This window comes from Rhodococcus sp. P4_F3_2, assembly GCF_056401335.1.
Map to the genome: position 1 here is coordinate 163,659 of NZ_JBFUJN010000007.1, position 17,516 is coordinate 181,174.

General features: G+C 60.7%; 18 protein-coding genes and 1 pseudogene. 2 read left to right on the forward strand and 17 right to left on the reverse strand.

The window, feature by feature from the left end; genetic code table 11:
• Positions 1 to 336 precede the first annotated feature (336 nt).
• Both AC1DWA_RS10210 and AC1DWA_RS10215 read left to right on the forward strand, forming a co-directional pair.
• Positions 337 to 957 (forward strand): LysE family translocator, encoded by a 621-nt coding sequence (locus tag AC1DWA_RS10210; protein ID WP_007731691.1) that lies wholly within the window; start codon positions 337 to 339, stop codon positions 955 to 957.
• A gap of 25 nt (positions 958 to 982) precedes the next feature.
• Positions 983 to 1,390, forward strand: coding sequence for a DUF4259 domain-containing protein (locus tag AC1DWA_RS10215; RefSeq protein ID WP_020968164.1), 408 nt, complete (start codon positions 983 to 985; stop codon positions 1,388 to 1,390).
• Here AC1DWA_RS10215 and AC1DWA_RS10220 read toward each other — a convergent pair.
• The 17 genes and pseudogenes from AC1DWA_RS10220 to AC1DWA_RS10300 all read right to left on the reverse strand — a co-directional run.
• Positions 1,384 to 2,310 (reverse strand): D-isomer specific 2-hydroxyacid dehydrogenase family protein, encoded by a 927-nt coding sequence (locus AC1DWA_RS10220; RefSeq protein ID WP_283310232.1) that lies wholly within the window; start codon positions 2,308 to 2,310, stop codon positions 1,384 to 1,386. The genes AC1DWA_RS10215 and AC1DWA_RS10220 overlap by 7 nt on opposite strands.
• 88 nt (positions 2,311 to 2,398) lie before the next feature.
• Positions 2,399 to 3,442, reverse strand: coding sequence for an urea transporter (gene yut / locus AC1DWA_RS10225; RefSeq protein WP_477846679.1), 1,044 nt, complete (start codon positions 3,440 to 3,442; stop codon positions 2,399 to 2,401).
• 34 nt (positions 3,443 to 3,476) lie between these two features.
• Positions 3,477 to 4,424: an urease accessory protein UreD gene (locus AC1DWA_RS10230; RefSeq protein ID WP_020968162.1), complete on the reverse strand. Its 948-nt coding sequence runs from the start codon at positions 4,422 to 4,424 to the stop codon at positions 3,477 to 3,479.
• Positions 4,421 to 5,062: an urease accessory protein UreG gene (gene ureG, locus AC1DWA_RS10235; protein ID WP_019746463.1), complete on the reverse strand. Its 642-nt coding sequence runs from the start codon at positions 5,060 to 5,062 to the stop codon at positions 4,421 to 4,423. The genes AC1DWA_RS10230 and ureG overlap by 4 nt, the downstream gene beginning before the upstream one ends.
• 10 nt (positions 5,063 to 5,072) lie before the next feature.
• A complete protein-coding gene (locus tag AC1DWA_RS10240; RefSeq protein ID WP_019746462.1) occupies positions 5,073 to 5,786 on the reverse strand; it encodes an urease accessory protein UreF in 714 nt (237 codons plus the stop codon).
• Positions 5,770 to 6,417 carry an urease accessory protein UreE gene (locus AC1DWA_RS10245; RefSeq protein ID WP_019746461.1) on the reverse strand — a complete coding sequence of 216 codons (648 nt, stop codon included), beginning with the start codon at positions 6,415 to 6,417 and terminating at the stop codon, positions 5,770 to 5,772. The genes AC1DWA_RS10240 and AC1DWA_RS10245 overlap by 17 nt, the downstream gene beginning before the upstream one ends.
• A 9-nt stretch (positions 6,418 to 6,426) precedes the next feature.
• Positions 6,427 to 8,145 (reverse strand): urease subunit alpha, encoded by a 1,719-nt coding sequence (locus tag AC1DWA_RS10250; protein WP_003943847.1) that lies wholly within the window; start codon positions 8,143 to 8,145, stop codon positions 6,427 to 6,429.
• A gap of 35 nt (positions 8,146 to 8,180) precedes the next feature.
• Complete coding sequence (locus AC1DWA_RS10255; protein ID WP_003943812.1) at positions 8,181 to 8,618, reverse strand: urease subunit beta; 438 nt, start codon at positions 8,616 to 8,618, stop codon at positions 8,181 to 8,183.
• Positions 8,619 to 8,647: 29 nt separating this feature from the next.
• Positions 8,648 to 8,950: an urease subunit gamma gene (locus AC1DWA_RS10260; RefSeq protein ID WP_003943837.1), complete on the reverse strand. Its 303-nt coding sequence runs from the start codon at positions 8,948 to 8,950 to the stop codon at positions 8,648 to 8,650.
• A 51-nt stretch (positions 8,951 to 9,001) separates the two neighbouring features.
• Positions 9,002 to 10,681: an ammonium transporter gene (gene amt / locus AC1DWA_RS10265; protein WP_228117877.1), complete on the reverse strand. Its 1,680-nt coding sequence runs from the start codon at positions 10,679 to 10,681 to the stop codon at positions 9,002 to 9,004.
• A gap of 575 nt (positions 10,682 to 11,256) precedes the next feature.
• Entirely contained in the window at positions 11,257 to 12,252 is a 996-nt protein-coding gene (locus AC1DWA_RS10270) for a prenyltransferase/squalene oxidase repeat-containing protein (protein WP_047888768.1), read from the reverse strand.
• A 92-nt stretch (positions 12,253 to 12,344) separates the two neighbouring features.
• Positions 12,345 to 12,848: a hypothetical protein gene (locus AC1DWA_RS10275; RefSeq protein WP_223257877.1), complete on the reverse strand. Its 504-nt coding sequence runs from the start codon at positions 12,846 to 12,848 to the stop codon at positions 12,345 to 12,347.
• A 279-nt stretch (positions 12,849 to 13,127) separates the two neighbouring features.
• Positions 13,128 to 13,823 carry an Imm52 family immunity protein gene (locus AC1DWA_RS10280; protein WP_326839284.1) on the reverse strand — a complete coding sequence of 232 codons (696 nt, stop codon included), beginning with the start codon at positions 13,821 to 13,823 and terminating at the stop codon, positions 13,128 to 13,130.
• Between the two features lie 532 nt (positions 13,824 to 14,355).
• On the reverse strand, positions 14,356 to 15,129 hold the full coding sequence (locus AC1DWA_RS10285; RefSeq protein ID WP_225989407.1) for a hypothetical protein: 774 nt from the start codon (positions 15,127 to 15,129) through the stop codon (positions 14,356 to 14,358).
• Between the two features lie 247 nt (positions 15,130 to 15,376).
• Entirely contained in the window at positions 15,377 to 16,072 is a 696-nt protein-coding gene (locus AC1DWA_RS10290) for a hypothetical protein (protein WP_223257881.1), read from the reverse strand.
• A gap of 42 nt (positions 16,073 to 16,114) precedes the next feature.
• Positions 16,115 to 16,810, reverse strand: coding sequence for an Imm52 family immunity protein (locus tag AC1DWA_RS10295; RefSeq protein WP_003943963.1), 696 nt, complete (start codon positions 16,808 to 16,810; stop codon positions 16,115 to 16,117).
• A pseudogene (locus AC1DWA_RS10300) lies at positions 16,807 to 17,516 on the reverse strand (hypothetical protein); the annotation flags it as partial. The gene AC1DWA_RS10295 and the pseudogene AC1DWA_RS10300, both read right to left, overlap by 4 nt.

The window sequence follows — 17,516 nt, forward strand, 5'->3', positions numbered from 1 at the left end:
CCCGAGGTCAACCCACTGGTTGGGATTTATTACTCGCGGGTATCCAATGGAGTTGGACAGTTTTCCACCGATGCACACACAGGTGTGGATAACTTCATTCACATCCACTTCCCAGTTGTGCATAACCTGTGGACAAAAGGATGAATTACAACAGAGTTATTCCTTCTACCTGCAACGACCCGTTTCCCCACAGTGTGCATAACTTTGACGAAAAGGCTGGGCAAGACAGCGGTTTCCGGGCGTGTCCACGCAGTTCACACCGTCGAGCCACTCTTTGTTCACAGGGACGACACCACCGACCGAGAACGCTCCCCACCCCGGCTTCATACTTGGTGCATGCTGACCGCTCTCCTCGCCGCCACAGCTGTGCTCGCCCTACTGACCCTGGTCCCGGGGCCCGACATGGCCGTCGTGACACAGGCTGCTCTCGGCGCCGGAAGATCCGCCGGATTCCGGGTAGCGGCCGGCATCGTCTCGGGCCTTCTGGTGTGGGGGCTGCTGACCGTCCTCGGGTTGTCGGCGATCCTGGCCGCGTCAGCCGAGGCGTACACCGTGGTCAAGCTCGCCGGTGCTGCATATCTGATCTATCTCGGTGTGCGAGCACTGTGGGAGAGCCGGACGTCGCGGATGCAACACAATGCCGACGCTCCACGGTCGCAGAAGGCCGGAACGTGGAAGACGGGCTTCACCACCAACCTGCTCAACCCCAAGATCGCCGTCTTCTACACCGGACTGCTGCCGCAGCTGGTTCCGGCCGGGTGGCCGACGGGACCATCGCTTGCGCTGCTGGTGCTCATCCACGCAGCGATCACCATCGTGTGGCTCAGTGGCTACGTGGTCCTTCTCTCGCGAGCGCGTAGCACCTTCGAGAAGCCCCGAGTGCGACAGGCACTCGAGCGCATAACCGGAACAGTTCTTCTAGGATTCGGAGCGAAGATCGCGCTCGAAGCGCGCTGACACGGCAATCGGAAAAGAGTAGACAGTGGGCGCGTGGGGATCGGGACCGTTCGATAACGACGGTGCAGGGGATTTGATCGCGTCCATCGGACACGGTGACTTCACCTTCGAATCGGTGGAGTGGGCATTCGAGGACGACTACCTCGAGGTGGACGGCGGCCAAATCGCCGTCGCCTTGCTCGAATTGGTGTTGATCGTGCGCGCCGATCGCAAACGCGACCCCGCCGCCCAGGACCTCGATCTCGATTCCTTCACCTCAGCCCTGACCAGCGAACGGCTCACCTGGCTGATCGAGATGGTGGAGCGCACCATCTCCTCGACCGATTCGGAACTGTTCGAACTGTGGGACGAGCAGGGACCGGAAGAGCTTGCCTCGTGGCGCGTTCCCGTCGTGGACGGTCTCGAGGATTTGCGTGTTCTGTCGGTTCAGTAGCCCGCCGACGGATCGATTACCGCAGCAAGGTCCTCACCCGCAGCGAATCGAGCGACGTTGGCGGCCACGTGATCTGCCAGCACACGCGTGAGCGTCATAGCCGGGTTGGCGACGTGCGGAGTGATGATCGCGTTGGGCAGCTTCCACAACCGGTGCCCGTCCGGCAGCGGCTCGGGGTCGGTGACGTCCAGTGCCGCCCCGCCGATCGAACCAGCTTCGAGAGCATCGACCAGCGCGTCCGTGTCGACCAGGTTGCCGCGTGCAATGTTCACGATCCAGCTCGACTCCGACATCTGGTCCAATTCAGCCTTGCCGACCAGATGCCGCGTCGCGGACGTCGACGGTGCTGCGATCACGAAGTGATCCGCCTGGGACCAGATTTCACCGGTTCGATCGGCCGAGAGCGTTTCGGAGGCACCTTCGACGGGGGTTCCCGAGCGGGTGACGGCGATGACTCTGACCTTGGACGCGGCGAGGTACGGGATCAGCGCACGGCCGATTCCGCCGCAACCGATGATCGCCACTGTCGAGCCCTGCAAGGTGCCCACCCGTGGATCGAACTCTTCTTTTCGCCACGACTGCGCCGCCAATTGTTCGGGGAGAGAACGCACTCCGGCGAGGAGAAGCATCATCGTATGTTCGGCCACATTGCCCGCGTAAGCCCCGGCAGCGGACGTCCAGACCCGCTTGTCGTCGATCACATCGGCATCGAACCATGGCTCGATCCCGGCGAAGGGCAACTGCACCCAGCGAACCGAGTCAGGTAGCGACGACGGGAACGTGTCCGGACCATGTACCCAGACCACGCCCTCCGCCTCGGCGAGTGGAACGAGAACCCCACCGACTCCGCGAATTCCGTCGGCAATGTGCGGATCCTCGACGGGGCCGAGATGGATGCGAGGGGCGCTGGAGGCTGTCATGTAGGTGCGTTCCTTCGAGAGTGGCGGGGCGATCGGATCAACTCATCGGTGTGCCCCAGCGTACGGGCGCCTCGCCAATTCGGCCCGTCTAGCCGTTCGCCTTTGCGATCGAATCCTTGCCTTCGGCCGCTCCGCCCTCGATGGTGTCGTGCTGGATGGGAACGAACTTCTTCTTCGGCAGCAGGAACAGCCACGTCGCGAAGACGAACGGGCCCGTTCCGGCCGGCAGGCTGATCGGAGCGAACGCAGACACCAGCGTGCCGTGGATGACAACAGTGACCAACACTCCGAAGACGGTGTAGACGAACACACGCCACGACGGGTTGTAGAACACCGATCCGAGAGCAATTGCCGTCAGCACCGAACTGAGCCCGTAGAGACCATTCCCGATGTCGACGGTGTTGGCGCCCAGCGCCAGTACCGAACCCATCGCTATCGCGGAACCGATGAGCGCGAACAACGCCGCCCAACGCGACGCGACCAGCAGCGCGATCACGAAGATAATGCCGGTGACAGTGTTGTTGATCAGAAAGATCTGGGAGACGTTGCGAAACAGCGTGTCCCACAGGAAGCTGAAAGTGATGTCGGCATGAACCGACGCGTCCCCGATGTGCTGGGGAAACTGGCCGGCGCTGAGGTCCGACGTTTCGATCCGCAGGAACTGGAACGCCGCGAGGAGGAAAAACCAGTTGACGAGGTTGAACGGAAGGGTCAGCGCCGGTACGCCCCAGGTCTTGAAGACATTGGCGACAGCCAGGAACGCGATGGTCGACGCGGCAGCTCCCACCACGAGGTAGATCCACAGCATCACGCCCCCGGCAAGGAACGTCGGAAATGCAGCTCCCACAAGAATTCCGTTGTATCCGTACAGGCCGATACGCATCGAATCGTCGTCGGAGTGCAGCATCATGCCGGTGACGGTGGATACCACCAGACCCACCACGGCACCGATCGCGACGGTGATCGTGTCCGCGGCTATCGCGCCCCAGAAGATACCGACCAGAAACAGCAGGCCCGTCAGCGCATTGCCCTGGAACATCACCTGCCCGGAGCCTTTGAGATTGGTGTCGATGAATCTGAGCACGACGTTCTTGTCCGCGACGTCGTCCCAGGGTTTGGTGATGGTGGTCATCGCACGTCCCTCGATCCATATCCGACGATCCGCGTCATCCCCAGAGCGGGACGGGCGGAATGGTGGTGTCCAGAACTGCCTTTCGCACCAGAGCCCAGAAATCACGAACCTTCGCCTTGACGGGTTCRCTCTCCGGACCGAGGACTTTGAAGATGAGACCGGCGTCGTTCGGTAGCCGACTCGCTCCGGAAACGACCTTGCCGTCACGGCCCGGAACTACCTCTTCGAGAATCGCGTCGGCGTGCTCCTTCGGTGTCAGCAAGATGACATTGCCGAACACGTCGTGGTCACCCATGATTCCGCCGTATCGCACAGGGAAGCGTGCCGGTTCGATCACCAACTTCTCGGTGAAGAGGTTCTTCCCGTCCGGACGCTCCGCCTTGATCATTGTGGAGTACAGGTCGTAGACGAACATCTCTCCGCCGTCGTGGTACTTGCGACCCGACATCACGATCTCCGAGAACAACAGCGTTGCAGTCGGATCCACCGTGATGTCGGTGCGCGCGTAGTACCTCGCGTTGCGGTGTGGGATCGTCACCCCCGGCATCAGTTCGAGATACGAATTCTCCGCGAGCACCACTTTCTGGAGTTGCGACGCGTGATTGGCATCCATCCGGTGAACCTTGGTGGCCGACTGAGTGGTCACGTGCGCGAGAGAACCCGGCTCCATCTCGATGGTCAGGAACAGTCGATCACCTTGCAACACACTGCCGGACGTCGAGATCATGTAGACGCACGGCATGGTCGGCAACGCTTCGTCCCAGTACAGCGCCTGCTGAACGAGCAACGGTGTCTTGCGGTACATGTCCCGCAGAATCGTCTTGTCGCCACGGTCGACAAATCGCATCTCGAGAACGCCGGTCTTCCCGACCTTGCCGGCCGGAGCCTGCTTCGGCTGGTCCTGGTACTGGTCGAGTTCCGGGATGGTCGGGATCGGCCCCGGGAGCGCTCGCGATGCTCCCGGGACGGGCGGTGCGCTCACGGTGCGCTCGCTCCCACTTCCTCTTCGTCGAAGAGGACTCCGTGCACGATGAGGTCCACCACGTCCTTGATGCCTTCCCCTGTCATGCAATTGGTGAAGACGAACGGCTTGTCTCCCCGCATTCCCTTGGAGTCGCGATCCATGACTCCGAGATCTGCGTTGACGTACGGTGCGAGATCGGTCTTGTTGATGACCAGGATGTCGGACTGCGAGATTCCCGGACCGTTCTTGCGCGGAATCTTGTCGCCTGCGGCTACGTCGATGACGTAGATGAAGAAGTCGACCAAAGCAGGGCTGAACGTCAGTGTGAGGTTGTCGCCACCACTTTCGATGAAGACCACGTCGGTGTCCGGGAACGTCTTCTCCATGTCCTCGACGGCCGCGAGATTCATACTCGGGTCTTCGCGAACGGCGGTGTGTGGGCAGGCACCCGTCTCGACGCCGACAATGCGTTCCTCCACGAGAACACCTTTGAGAGCCTTACGCACGTGCTTGGCATCTTCGGTGGTGACCACGTCGTTGGTGATGATCAGAACGCTGGTGCCCCGCTTGATGAACTCCGGCGTGATCGCCTCGATGAGTGCGGTCTTACCCGAACCCACGGGTCCGCCGATTCCGATGCGCGTTGTCTTCTTCATCTTTCTCCTTCTAGTTCATGAACATTCGGACGTGCGCCTTGACGTGAACCGCAGCCAGAATGTCGATCATCGGGGCGAAATTGGACATGTCGTCGAGTCCGTAGTCACGCACTGCCGCGTACTCACGGCCGGCGCTCTGATTGACCTCGAACAGAATCTCCTGTGTCGCAAGGTGATCTACTCGGACGATGCGAAGGGCAGCGCCGAGCAACGTCATCGCGACACCGTACTGATTGACCGTGAAAGCGTCCTCCTCCGGAGAACCCATCTCCGCGAAAGCAATTCCGAGGCCGACGGGGTAGGTACCCGGCGTCTCCCCCGATGCGATCGCGGCCAACCACTTGTTGAACAGGGTCTCACCGGCCAAGCGCCCGCCGAGTTCGGCCAACTTCTTACCCATCCGGGTACTCATCGTGCGTGCTTCTTCGTTGAGCTTGCGTTCGATCACTGCATGATCGGCGGCGAGGATCGCCGAGAAGTCACCGGCTGTCGCGCCCCGGTGCGCTGCGAGTACGGCGATACCGTCGCACGTCGCCCCCTGATGCGCCGCCGAGAGTACGAACTCCCGCAGCGACGGACCGTCGGTGACAATTCCCTGCGCCACGGCCGATTCCAAACCGTTGGAGAACGAGAAGGAACCGACCGGGAACATGGAATCGGAAAACTGCATCATCCGCATCGCGCGGTTGATGCTGAGCCCGGATCCCTCAGACGAGAGGGTCATGGGTATGCCCCTCGCCCTCACGAGCGGCCGCACCGAACAAACGGCGTGCCTCGTGTGGAGCGATGTAGGGAATGACCTCGGCACCCGGGATGAAGGTGTACTCGATGCCCTCGAAAGCATGTGTCCGCATCACCGAGCCCATGACCGCCTTGTCGACCGTCAACGGAACGTAGACCTTCATTCCCTTCACCACGGCAGGCCAGTGCTGGTTGCCCACGGCATGTCCCAACTCCAGGCACGTCTGAATCATCTTCTCGGGCGTGACGTCGACCAGTGCGCTCAGGTCGATCTCCAACACGTCCTTGAGGTTGATCCTGGCCACGACGACGGTGTTCGCCGGCTCGTCCCACAGCAGAATGTCGCCGTCCTGCAACTGAATACCCCGATCGAGCGAGACGGCCAATTCACGGCCACCGATCGTGGTGCGTCGTAGCCGACTCTTCTGCGCTTCCCACTGATCGAGCGACAAGACGTCGACTACCGCATTGTCGAGTCGACCGACCCACTCCTCGTCGGTCTCCTTCCCGAGCAGCGCGTCGATTCGCGTCGGCTTTCCGCTCGGCGCGGTCATCTCGCCGTGCGTGTGTGGCGTCGCATCGGCGCCGTGCGTGTGTGTGATTGTTCCCGACACAGGAGACCCCTAACTGAAGAAGTAAAGTTGGTTCAAGCGAATGGATTCGGCAGGTTCGACGTATGCGTGGACGCCGTCCGCAGTCACCGCGAAGGTCTCCGGGTCCACCTTGATTTCCGGAGTGGCCGAGTTGCGAACCAGATCACGCTTGGTGACTGTTCTGGTTCCCTCGACAGCAACAACCTGACGTTCGAGTCCGAGTCGATCCTTGATGCCGTCGTCGAGCGCCGCTCGCGAGACGAACGAGACCGAACTCTGCGGCAACGCCTTGCCGAATCCACCGAACATCGGCCGGTAGATCACCGGTTGTGGTGTCGGGAGCGACGCATTCGGATCTCCCATGGCGTGCCAGCTGATCAGACCGTTCTTGATGATCGTCTTCGGCTTCGCACCGAAGAATGCGGGCTCCCAGAGAACAAGATCCGCCATCTTCCCGACACCGATCGACCCGACCACATGCGAAAGACCGAACGTCAACGCGGGATTGATCGTGACCTTCGCGACGTAACGCAACACGCGGAAGTTGTCGTGCGTCGGCGAATCCTCGGGCAGCTTCCCGCGGGACCGCTTCATGCAGTCCGCTGTTTGGATCGCGCGTAGCCAGTTTTCTCCGACGCGGCCCATCGCCTGTGAGTCACTCGAGAACATCGAGATGACGCCCATGTCCTGCAGTACGTTCTCGGCACCGATCGTCTCGGCGCGAACGCGGGACTCGGCAAAAGAAACATCCGAGGGCACTTTGGGATTGAGGTTGTGACAGACCATGATCATGTCGAAGAGTTCGGCCTGAGTATTGATGCCGTACGGCAACGTCGGATTGGTCGACGCCGGAAGTACGTTGTCCTCTCCCGTCACCCGCAGAATGTCGGGTGCGTGACCGCCGCCCGCGCCCTCGCTGTGATAGGTGTGAATGGTACGGCCTTCGAAGGCCGCGATGGTGTCCTCGACGTATCCGGCCTCGTTGAGTGTGTCCGTGTGAATGGCGACCTGAACGTCCATTTCGTCTGCCACCCGCAGAGACTCACGAATTGTGGCCGGGGTTGCGCCCCAGTCCTCGTGGACCTTCAGTCCGGCCGCACCGGCCTTGATCTGTTCGACCAACGACTGATGCCCGGACGAGTTGCCCTTGCCCAGCATGCATACGTTGACCGGCAAACCCTCATTGGCCTTGAGCATCATCTCCATGTTCCAGATACCGGAAGTGATGGTGGTGCCGTTGGTTCCGTCGGTCGGGCCGATACCACCACCGATCAGCGTCGTCACTCCCCCACTGAGTGCGTGGTACGCCTGTTGTGGTGACACGAGGTGCACGTGCGGATCGATGCCGGCGGCAGTGAGAATCATCTGCTCACCGGAGATCGCGTCGGTCGCCGGACCGGTCGTCAGCCCCGGAGTGACGCCTTCCATCGTGCTGGAGTTTCCCGCCTTGCCCCAGCCGACGATCTTCCCGTCCTTGATTCCCACGTCTGCCTTGACGACGCCGATGGTTGCATCGACGATGACCACGTTGGTGATCACGAGGTCGAGGGCACCGTCGATGCTGCACGACTCCGGATCCTGGCCCATGCCGTCGCGCAGCGTCTTGCCGCCGCCGTAGATCGACTCGTCTCCGATGGTTCGAAGATCTTCCTCGACCTCGATGTACAGGTCGGTATTGCCCAGTCTGATCTGGTCACCCGTGGTGACCCCGAACAGACCTGAATACTCTTGTCTCGAAATGCTTGTCATGGGTGTTGCTCTCCTTCGTCCGCCGTGAACGAGAATCAGTCGGTTTGAGGTTCGGACAGGAAGCCGAGTTCTTCGGCACGCTGGACGGCTCCGGGGAGCCTCGGCCGGTAGGCAGCGTGGGTCGGCGCCCAACCGTCGACAAGTCCGTTGAAGCCTTGAACCCGTTGCTTGCCGCCGAACGGCACCAACGTCACTTCCTTCTCGTCGCCCGGCTCGAATCTGACCGCAGTGCCCGCGGGAATATCGAGGCGCCAGCCGAAGGACTGTTCACGATCGAACGACAACGCGCGATTGACTTCCATGAAGTGATAGTGCGAACCCACCTGGATGGGACGGTCACCGGTATTTCGGACCCGCAGCTTCAAACGCGGACGACCCTCGTTCAGTTCGATCGGCTCGTCCCGCAACACATATCCGCCGACCGGCACTTTCTTCTCGCCGCCGGAATCCTTCTTCGTCGATTTGCTTGCCATCTTGGAGTGCTCCTGACATCTCGGTCGGGCTACTGGATCGGAGAGTGCACGGTGACGAGCCGGCTACCGTCGAGGAACACCGCCTCGACCTGCACACGCGGAATCATCTCCGCGACACCTTCCATCACGTCGTCGACCGTCAAGGCGTGCGATGCGTCGGCCATGACCTCCTCGAGTGTCTTGCCCTCCCGAGCTCCCTCCAGAGCGGCTGCAGTGATGACTGCGACGGACTCCGGATGATTGAGTTTGAGCCCCTTTGCCTTTCGCCTCAGTGCGACATCCGCCAACATGAGAATTGTCAGCTTGTCGAGTTCTCGCGGTGTCAGATGCATTCCGAACGCTCCTTGTCGATCATGCGGTAACTCCCTGTCGTCGAATACATGTCAGCTCCCCTGTTCCGTCGCTTCGGTGAGAGGTTCGGCCGCCTGCTGGACGAAACCGCTCCTCCTGCCGCCCGAGTACTCGTTGATCGCGTCCAGAACCGCCTGGGCATGTTCCGAGGCGACCAGCACCTCGACACGCAACCGCTCCGTGAACACGACGTCGTTGCGTTGCCCGCGAAACTTGAGAGAGGCCGAGTCGCTCGCGGAGACATGCGCTTCCGATACGACTATCGATTCCGCTCCGGCAGCCAGCAGCGCCTCCCGAAGCTTCTCGGACTCGATGGTCTGCAATACCGCCGTGATGAGTTCGTGCTTCGGGGCGCCGAGGTTCGGAACAAGTTTTGCCCCCTCGACCAGGACCCCCGAGTCGAACCCGCTGGTCTGCGGCGCACCACCGGCGTCGACGAATGCGGCGTTGTAGCGGTACGCGTCCATGCCTTGCTGACGACGGTCGATGTCCACCTGGTCTTTCGGAGCCAGCTTGAGACCGATGGTCTTCTCGATGCCCGTGGCGATCAGCCAGGTCACCACGAACGAGAAAGCGATGACGACGATCAACGCCAACGCCTGCTCGCCGAGTAGTCCTGCGCCGCCGCCGAAGAAGAGTCCGTCGCGGCCGATCGAATTGATCGCCTTTTCGCCGAACAAACCGAGAAGGAGTGAACCGAGGATGCCGCCGATGAAGTGGACCGCGATGACGTCGAGCGCGTCGTCGAACTTGAAGATCGACTTGAGCGCGAGCGCGAAGTGGCAGACCAGTCCGGCAAGCGCGCCGATCGCCAACGCGGAGAAGGTGCTGACGAAGCCGGCGCAGGGGGTGACGGTCGCGAGACCGGCTACCGCGCCGGTGATTCCACCGATCGCCGTGGCCTTGCCCTCGGTATACCTTTCGATGACGAGCCAGACGACCATGCCGCCCGCTGCGGCGATGTGAGTGTTCATCAAGGCTTGTGCCGCAACACCATCGGCGGCCAATCCGTCGCCTGCGTTGAATCCGAACCAGCCGAACCACAGGATGCCTGCGCCGATCAACGCCAGAGGCACCGAGTGCGGGACTGCCTCGGCGTTGGGCCATCCCGGACGTTTGCCGACCACCAGCAAGATTGCCAGGGCGGCGGCGCCGGCGGATGCGTGGACGACAATTCCGCCGGCCCAGTCCTGAGCTCCGCGGAGCGCCAACCAGCCTTCGGGATTGAAGAGCCAGTGCGCAATCGGGGGGTAGACGATGATCGACCACAGCACGAGCAGAACGGCCCAGCCCAAGGGCTTGAGCCGGTTTGCGGTCGCACCGGTGATCAGCGCGGGCGTGATGATCGCGAACATCATCTGATAGACCACGAACGCCAGAGTCGGTACCGCGACTGCACCTTCGATCAGGTGGAAGCCCGGGGCGGCGGCAGTGTGTATGTCCTGCAAGCCGAACAATTTGAGGTCACCGAGGAAGCCGGAACCCCAGTCTCCACTGAACGCGAAGCTGTATCCGAACACGACCCAGGTAATCGAGACGAGTCCGAGTGGGACGAGGTTCTGCTGCAACATGACGAGCGCACTGCTACCACGCACCAGACCGGCGTAGAAGAAGGCGAGTCCGGGAACCATGAAGAGAACCAGGCCAGCGGAGATCAGCACCCACGCCGTGTCCCCACTGTCTATCACTGCTTCGGCTAACACCATTTCCATCGACATCGACGACCTCCGAGCATTATTCGGACCTGAACAAAGTCATTGGTTAGAGCAGCAATTCGCGATGTTCCAATTCACTGCGACAGTTACGCTACGCCCCATAGTTGCACCTTCTCAGCAAAATCGGGGGAACATCCGGTTTTCACGTTTAGTAGAGCATTGTTCTGGGAAAAGATGGGACTTTGCCTAAACATTGCGGACGCTCCACAACCTACAATTGCGGGACCAATTCTCACCGAAAGTGGTTTAAGTCTTGCAAAATGGGGAACGTAGCCGCAGGTGAGCGACACTTTCGAAGCAGAAATGCCGTTTCCAGCTCGGGACTTAGCTCCCTAACCAAGACAGCCGCGAGCGCCCTGTTTGATTACCAACGTCGGTGACCCGCCTATCCAATCGGGTAGGTAATTTCACCGAACATCTTCTCACCTGTTCAGATGACTAACCTTCACTGCACTGAGGGCAATCCTGTCGTTAATATGTTCTTCATCCGTACTGGATATTTCGACCGGAAAGTCGAAGATCACCTTTCGATAACCTTTGAAGGTGAAAAAACTCTCGCTGTAACTCTTTTGTTATGCAGAACCTAGAAGGGAGGATTGATCCCACCAGGCGAGCACTCGGATGCCGGACACAGTCAGCCACTTCGACGGCTCTCCCGCCTTTGTGTCGACCTCGAACCACACCCGCCCCGGTTGGCGACCGGCCTGGAGCCACGTCCCATCCGAGGCTCGAGCGACCCGGATCATCTCGATCGCGTCCGCCATTCGCGGATCAGGCTCATTTCCATACGACAACGACGCTTCGCGGAAGTAGTCGGCTGCGTTGAGCACGTTGTAACGCCACCGGAACGGGTACGCAAACCGGCCGACCCAGGGCCCCACCGGTTCGCAGGTCGAGAGTCGCCGGAACAGACCGCGCTGCAACAAGTACTCCTCACCGGATCGCCGAGCCGCGCGCGTCTCATCCGTTCCCCCGGTCGCGATCTCGTACGCGAGAAGCCCTTTGAGTGAATTGAGCGTCGAATGAAACGACGATCGCGTCGAACCTTCGGTCCACTCGCAGTTCCACCCACCATCCGGAAGTTGATGCCGCACAAACCAATTAGCGAGTTCATCAACGCAAACATCGAGCCACACACCGTTTGCCACCGTCCAGGCGTTGATGCAGCAATCGACCTCACCGTCCCAGTACGGCCGGCCCTCGTACTCCCAGCGACAGTTTTCCGCGAGCAGTTCTGCGGTTCGACGCTCCCGCAGAACACCGGCGTCGAGGCCCCACTCACGCAAGGAGTTGAGCGTCCAGGTTGTTGCCGTCCAGGGTTGCGAACTTTGTTCTGCTGCTTCGGGTCCCGCGAAGTCGAATTCTGCCGGGAAGAACGCCCCACCCGCCCATTGGCCGTCTCGGTCCTGCAATGAAAGCAGGCGTGCACCAAATCCTTTGGTAGCGATCGACGCGCGCGTCGCCGCCCACACAGTGGGCGCTTCGTTCAACAGATCGCGCTCCACCTGCCACCGAATCGCTGGATCCGAGTCGAGGAGCCACGCGAGCAAGTCGGTTCGGGGTGCCATCTGGCAATACTATCGAAAGGCGAAGCAGGCCATCCGGTTAACGCATTTCTCGACGTCTGATGCAATGGTGAACTCCGGACCCATTGCGTGGCCTACACCGGGTAATCCAACGCCGCCCGCACCGCCACGATGTCGGCGGCAGCGACCTCCATTGGCTTGTCCCCCAACCGAATCAACGTGCCAGTGGACAACTCCTCTACCACCGCAGATTGGGGCAGCGCGCTGCGATCGAACCTAACTCCGGAATGGAAGTATGTTTCCCATCCCACCTCGACCTCACCTTTCGACCGATTCTGAAGATCTATGTAGTCGCCGATGCTCCACCGAGCTCGATCCGGTTTCCAATGCTTGACGATAACTTTCATGATCGCGTCTCCGATGTCAGGGCCGAGCAGCTGCCGGGTGCTGTCGGTGAGCTGCGTCTCCGTCGGCAACGACACCCGGACACTGTTGGGGGCGCTGGTTTCTAAGCCGCCGACCCTGGAGATGATCCGCCGCGCGGTCCCGTCCTCGGGCGACAAACCGATGCTGTACCCCGGTCCGGGGGTGTCCGAGTATCCCACCTCCTTCGAGCGGGAATGCTCGAAGATTTTCACCAACCCGTCCACACTGAGATCCGCGGGGCCTTTGTCCAGTTTTTTTGGTGTACACCCACGGCAACGCCAACTCCGGGTCGATCGTTTCCAGGTCGTCGAGGAAAGCGCGCATCGTCTGCGCCACCTCCTGACTCGACTGCACCCGCGTGCCCCAATATCCGGCTACCGTCGGCCATCGCCCGAAAAAGCTCATCGCCCCGTCCTTTCCAACCACTGCGTAATAGTCTCCGTCCGACTACGTGTCGCGACATGAGCAAGGGTCGGCGGTCACGCGGCGTCTTAGACCGGGTAACCCAGTGCTTCCCGCACCGCCAGGATGTCGTCGAAGTTGACGTCTAACGGTTTCTCGCCCAACCGAATCAGCGTTCCGTTGGGGAGTTCCTCCAGTACGGCGACGACGGGCAGTTTGCTGTGATCGAGATCGATCCCGGACTGGATGTATGTCTCCCACCCGACTTCGATTTCGCTGACCTCATTTCCCTGCGCATTGCGGTACTCCCGCGTCCCCCACCGCGCAGACTCCGGCGACCAATGCTCGATGATCGCTTTCATGATCGCGTCCCCGACGCGTGCAGTCAGCAACTGCGACGCCTCCCCGATTGCTTGTTTCTCCGGGGGGAGGGTGACGTTGACGAGATTCGGAACCCTCGGAACATTCCGGCCGAGAGAGAATTGGATTCTCAAGAACTGATATCTGTCCGGGTGCAACAAACTCACGATGTAGCCAAGGTCGAAGGCAGCAACGGATTGCCCTTCGATATCCTTCGCTGCCCGGAAGATTTTCGCTAGGACTTCCACGCTTAGATCGGTCGACTCGAAGGCAGTCTCGGGCGAAAACACCCAAGCTTCTCCAAGTGCTCGATCAATGTTCCTCAGACTATGAAGAAACGAGAACACCTCCGCTGCAATGCCTTCTACCGGTTGCGTCCGAGGGCCCCAATACCCGATCACTGTCGCGCCACGATCCGAATTCATCGACCTTTCCTTTCCAGCCACTCTGCGATCGTCATAGTCGTTCTCGGCAAATCATTGTCATTGAACAGTTGTGGTCCGGGTTGCTGCGGAGCGCCGGGGGCATCCGGATTCACCGGCACCTGACCGACATCAGGCAGAGTCGGCACACTTGGTTCCTCGGTGCGACCTGGCGAGGGAGCCTCCAGGGTGGAGTTCTCGGGTCTCGGGTTCGACCCCGGATCGCCAATCCCACCGGGCGAGAGTGATTCCCACTCGCCACGATCGGGATCGCCGGGAAAGTGGGTTGCGAGGGTTCCGGAATCGCGGGATCCGGGCGTGCAGGTTCATTCACGGACGGAACAGAGGGTTGATCATGCTCGGCAGGTGGAACTGTGCCGTCGATGGCGGGTATGCCGCGCGGTGGCACTCCACCCGGAGCGTCGATCAGCTGGTGCGTAGCCGGATCGGGACCGCGGCGCGGTAATTGCGGGCAGGCTGGTCGGTCCGCGCCATCCCTACCTGCAGGCAGCCCCGAGTGCGCCCAACGTAGGGCTCACAGCCGTCTGAAACCTTTGGGTAGAGGAATCTCCGGTCGTTCGGTCGGCAGTCCTGCTGCTGCGCGGATGCTTCGGATGTCCTCGACTGTTAACGGCGTGGACAGATTCTTCTGGATGACGATTGTGCCGTCCTGGTAGGGAAATGCCTCCACGCTGGGCGGGAGCTGCGTTTCCTCGATCGGCAACTCAGGACCGAAGTAGGTGCAACTGCCCACGATCGCGTCACCCGGTACGTTGAACTGAGGCGATGATTCGGTTCGGCGGTAGAGCACGGTGACACGCGAGTCCCAGATATCGGCTAGCCCCTGAACGAGCTTCAATGCCAGCGAAATCAGTGATTCGTCGGCAAAGGCACATGCGAATGCGCCGGACCCTGAGGTGCCCCCGAAACTAACAACGACTTTGACGTCTCCAGCGGGTGAATACAGGGTCATATGTCGTCCCAATGAGAGGGGATACATACCGCCGGTGGCATCAGGGGATCGTCTGCGCTCGATCAATGCGGCTTCGATCGATTTTTCCGTCGGAGGTACAAGGATCTGACGGATATTCGACGCCAAGGCTTGCTCGAGTCCGGCACCGTCGGGGAGGGCATCGCCTACTGTTTGGTACAAGTCGACGTCGAAGACAGGATCGATGTCGCGAAGCAATCGTAGCGAACGTGCAACGAGCGCGGCCGTGACGGCCTCGCTTTCAGGCGCACCCTTTCGTGGAATGACCTTCACTGTCAAGCCCACCGTAGGATTGCGGCGCAGTGATGACGTAGGCACTTTCACTCCCCTCCAAATACGATGATGTTGATGTTCTCCATCCCGATGACCTCGTCGAACGCATCCTCCATTATCTGAGCAGCTTGTTCTTAAGAACACCATCACCTGCGGACGTGAGCTTGGCCGTAACTTCTGGTGTCACAGCCGGCGCGAGCCTTTCGGTAGGCGAACCTCCGGTCGTTCGGTCAGCAGGCCGACTGCTGCACGGATGCTTCGGATATCGTCGGCAACCAACGGGGCGCGTGGATCACGCTGGATGACGATCGCTCCTTCTCTTGTACGGAAAAGCTTCGACAGTGGGTGGGATCTGCGTTTCGTTGATCGGCATCTCAGGGCCGAAGTAGGTGCAACTGCCCACCGTTGCGTCGCCGGGCACGTTGTACTGAGGTGTGAGCTCCGCATCCCGGTAGAGCACGGCCGTGGGAGCGTCCCAGATATCGGCCATACCCTGGACGAGTTTCAATGACAGTGAGATCAGAGATTCATCGGCGAAGCCCCCTGGGTACGGCCAGATGAAGGTGCAAAGTAAGGAACCTGCTCCTGCCGTACTCCCGAATCCGATGAGAATTTCGATGTTTCCGTTGTCGGTGAACAACCTGAGTTGATGCCCGAATGAGAGTGGGTAAATCCCGCCTGCGGCATCAGGAGACTTTCTGCTCTCGATCATTGCGGCCTCGAGGAGGCCTTCTGCCTGAGGCGTGAGGATCCGCCCACCATTCAATGCCAGAGCCTGCTCGACCGTAACGCCGTCGGGAAGGTCATTCCTCACGGAGCGATACATGTCGACGTCAAAGACTGGGTCAAGCTTTCGAAGGAACTGCAGTGACCGCGCTGCCAGCACTGCGGTGACCGATTCGGCTTCCGGCGGCCCCTTCCGCGCCATGACTTTCACGGTCAACCCGGACGCCGGATCGCGACGTAAAGATGAAGCAGACAACGTCACTCCTGCTCGAAGACGATCGACCAATCGGAACAGTCTCTGGCGCTACACCGGGTAACCCAACGCCGCCCGCACCGCCACGATGTCGGCGGCATCGACCTCCATTGGCTTGTCCCCCAACCGAATCAACGTGCCAGTGGGCAGCTCCTCTACCGCCGCAGATTGGGGCAGCGCGCTGCGATCGAACGTAACTCCGGAATGGAAGTACGTTTCCCATCCCACCTGGATCTGACCTCTAACTCGCGGTTGCAGATCGAGGTAGTCGCCGATGCTCCACCGAGCCCGATCCGGTTCCCAATGCTTGACGATCACTTTCATGATCGCGTCCCCGACATCCGGTTCGAGCAACCGTCGCAATTCGGGGGGAACATCCTTCTCCGTCGGCAACGACACCCGGACACTGTTGGGGGCACTGGTTTCCAGCCCGCCGACCCTGGCGATGATCCGCCGCGCGGTCCCGTCTTCGGGTGACAAGTCGACGTCGTAGCCCGGTCCCGGGGTGTCCGAATACCCCATCTCCTTCGAGCGGGAATGCTCGAAGATTCGCACCAACCCGTCCACGCTGAGATCTGCTGGCACTTTGTCGAACTCGGCAGTCGAGACCCACGGCAACGCCAACCCCGGGTCGATCGCTTCCAGATCGTCGAGGAAGGCCCGCATCGTCTGCGCCACCTCCTGACTCGACTGCACCCGCGTGCCCCAATACCCGCCCACTGTCGGCCGCCGCCCGAAAAAGCTCATCGCCCCGTCCTTTCCAACCATTGCGCAATAGTTTCCACCGTGACACCGACGACGTTCTCGTCGTCGAAGCCTCTCAAGGCGAGTTCAGCATATTGTTCGTTGAGCATCACCCACACGAGCTCAGCGTCCATCCCGGCTTGTGCGAGGGCATCGAGCTGCGCCTGAGCGGTCTTGGGCCAATCTTTTTGCCAAACACGGCCCCGGAAGTCCGTTACGTAAGGTTCACCGTTCCGGTCGAAGATGAAGTCGTAGATGTGTTTCGCATCGACGATGACGTTCATGTCCGGGAACCAACCGTCGAACTTGAGCTCACCGTTCTTCCCGGCATCGAATGGCAAGATGAACGCGAACTGCCCGTCCACCAGCGTGACGAGTTCCTGAAATACCCGAGAAGGCCTCAACCTCCGAGCGGCGTCGTACCGGAGACCTTCGCCTGCATCACCCCATACCCCGACATCGGTGCCATCCCGATCACCGATGATCCGGGACTGCAACGTACGCAGATCCAACGGGCCGACTCCTTCGACCTCCACGATGTCCGGCGGTGTTTCGCCGGGTGCGAGTTGCGGTGGTTTTTCTCGTGCGAACGGCATCCACCACAACGGATCCTGTTCAACCCCTGGTCCCTCCGGGCTGTCAGGCTGYGTRGGAGGCATCGTGACCGCGGGTCGCTGCGTCGGATCCTCGATGACGCCAGGGCTGGGAA

Excerpts from the sequence above, each read along its gene's own strand:
- AC1DWA_RS10260 (WP_003943837.1), bottom strand. The coding sequence starts at position 8,950 with ATGCATCTGACACCGCGAGAACTCGACAAGCTGACAATTCTCATGTTG.
- AC1DWA_RS10255 (WP_003943812.1), bottom strand. The coding sequence starts at position 8,618 with ATGGCAAGCAAATCGACGAAGAAGGATTCCGGCGGCGAGAAGAAAGTG.
- ureG (WP_019746463.1), bottom strand. The coding sequence starts at position 5,062 with ATGAAGAAGACAACGCGCATCGGAATCGGCGGACCCGTGGGTTCGGGT.
- AC1DWA_RS10210 (WP_007731691.1), top strand. The coding sequence starts at position 337 with ATGCTGACCGCTCTCCTCGCCGCCACAGCTGTGCTCGCCCTACTGACC.
- AC1DWA_RS10270 (WP_047888768.1), bottom strand. The coding sequence starts at position 12,252 with ATGGCACCCCGAACCGACTTGCTCGCGTGGCTCCTCGACTCGGATCCA.
- AC1DWA_RS10250 (WP_003943847.1), bottom strand. The coding sequence starts at position 8,145 with ATGACAAGCATTTCGAGACAAGAGTATTCAGGTCTGTTCGGGGTCACC.
- AC1DWA_RS10280 (WP_326839284.1), bottom strand. The coding sequence starts at position 13,823 with ATGAATTCGGATCGTGGCGCGACAGTGATCGGGTATTGGGGCCCTCGG.
- AC1DWA_RS10220 (WP_283310232.1), bottom strand. The coding sequence starts at position 2,310 with ATGACAGCCTCCAGCGCCCCTCGCATCCATCTCGGCCCCGTCGAGGAT.
- AC1DWA_RS10295 (WP_003943963.1), bottom strand. The coding sequence starts at position 16,810 with ATGAGCTTTTTCGGGCGGCGGCCGACAGTGGGCGGGTATTGGGGCACG.
- AC1DWA_RS10240 (WP_019746462.1), bottom strand. The coding sequence starts at position 5,786 with ATGACCCTCTCGTCTGAGGGATCCGGGCTCAGCATCAACCGCGCGATG.
- amt (WP_228117877.1), bottom strand. The coding sequence starts at position 10,681 with ATGGAAATGGTGTTAGCCGAAGCAGTGATAGACAGTGGGGACACGGCG.
- yut (WP_477846679.1), bottom strand. The coding sequence starts at position 3,442 with ATGACCACCATCACCAAACCCTGGGACGACGTCGCGGACAAGAACGTC.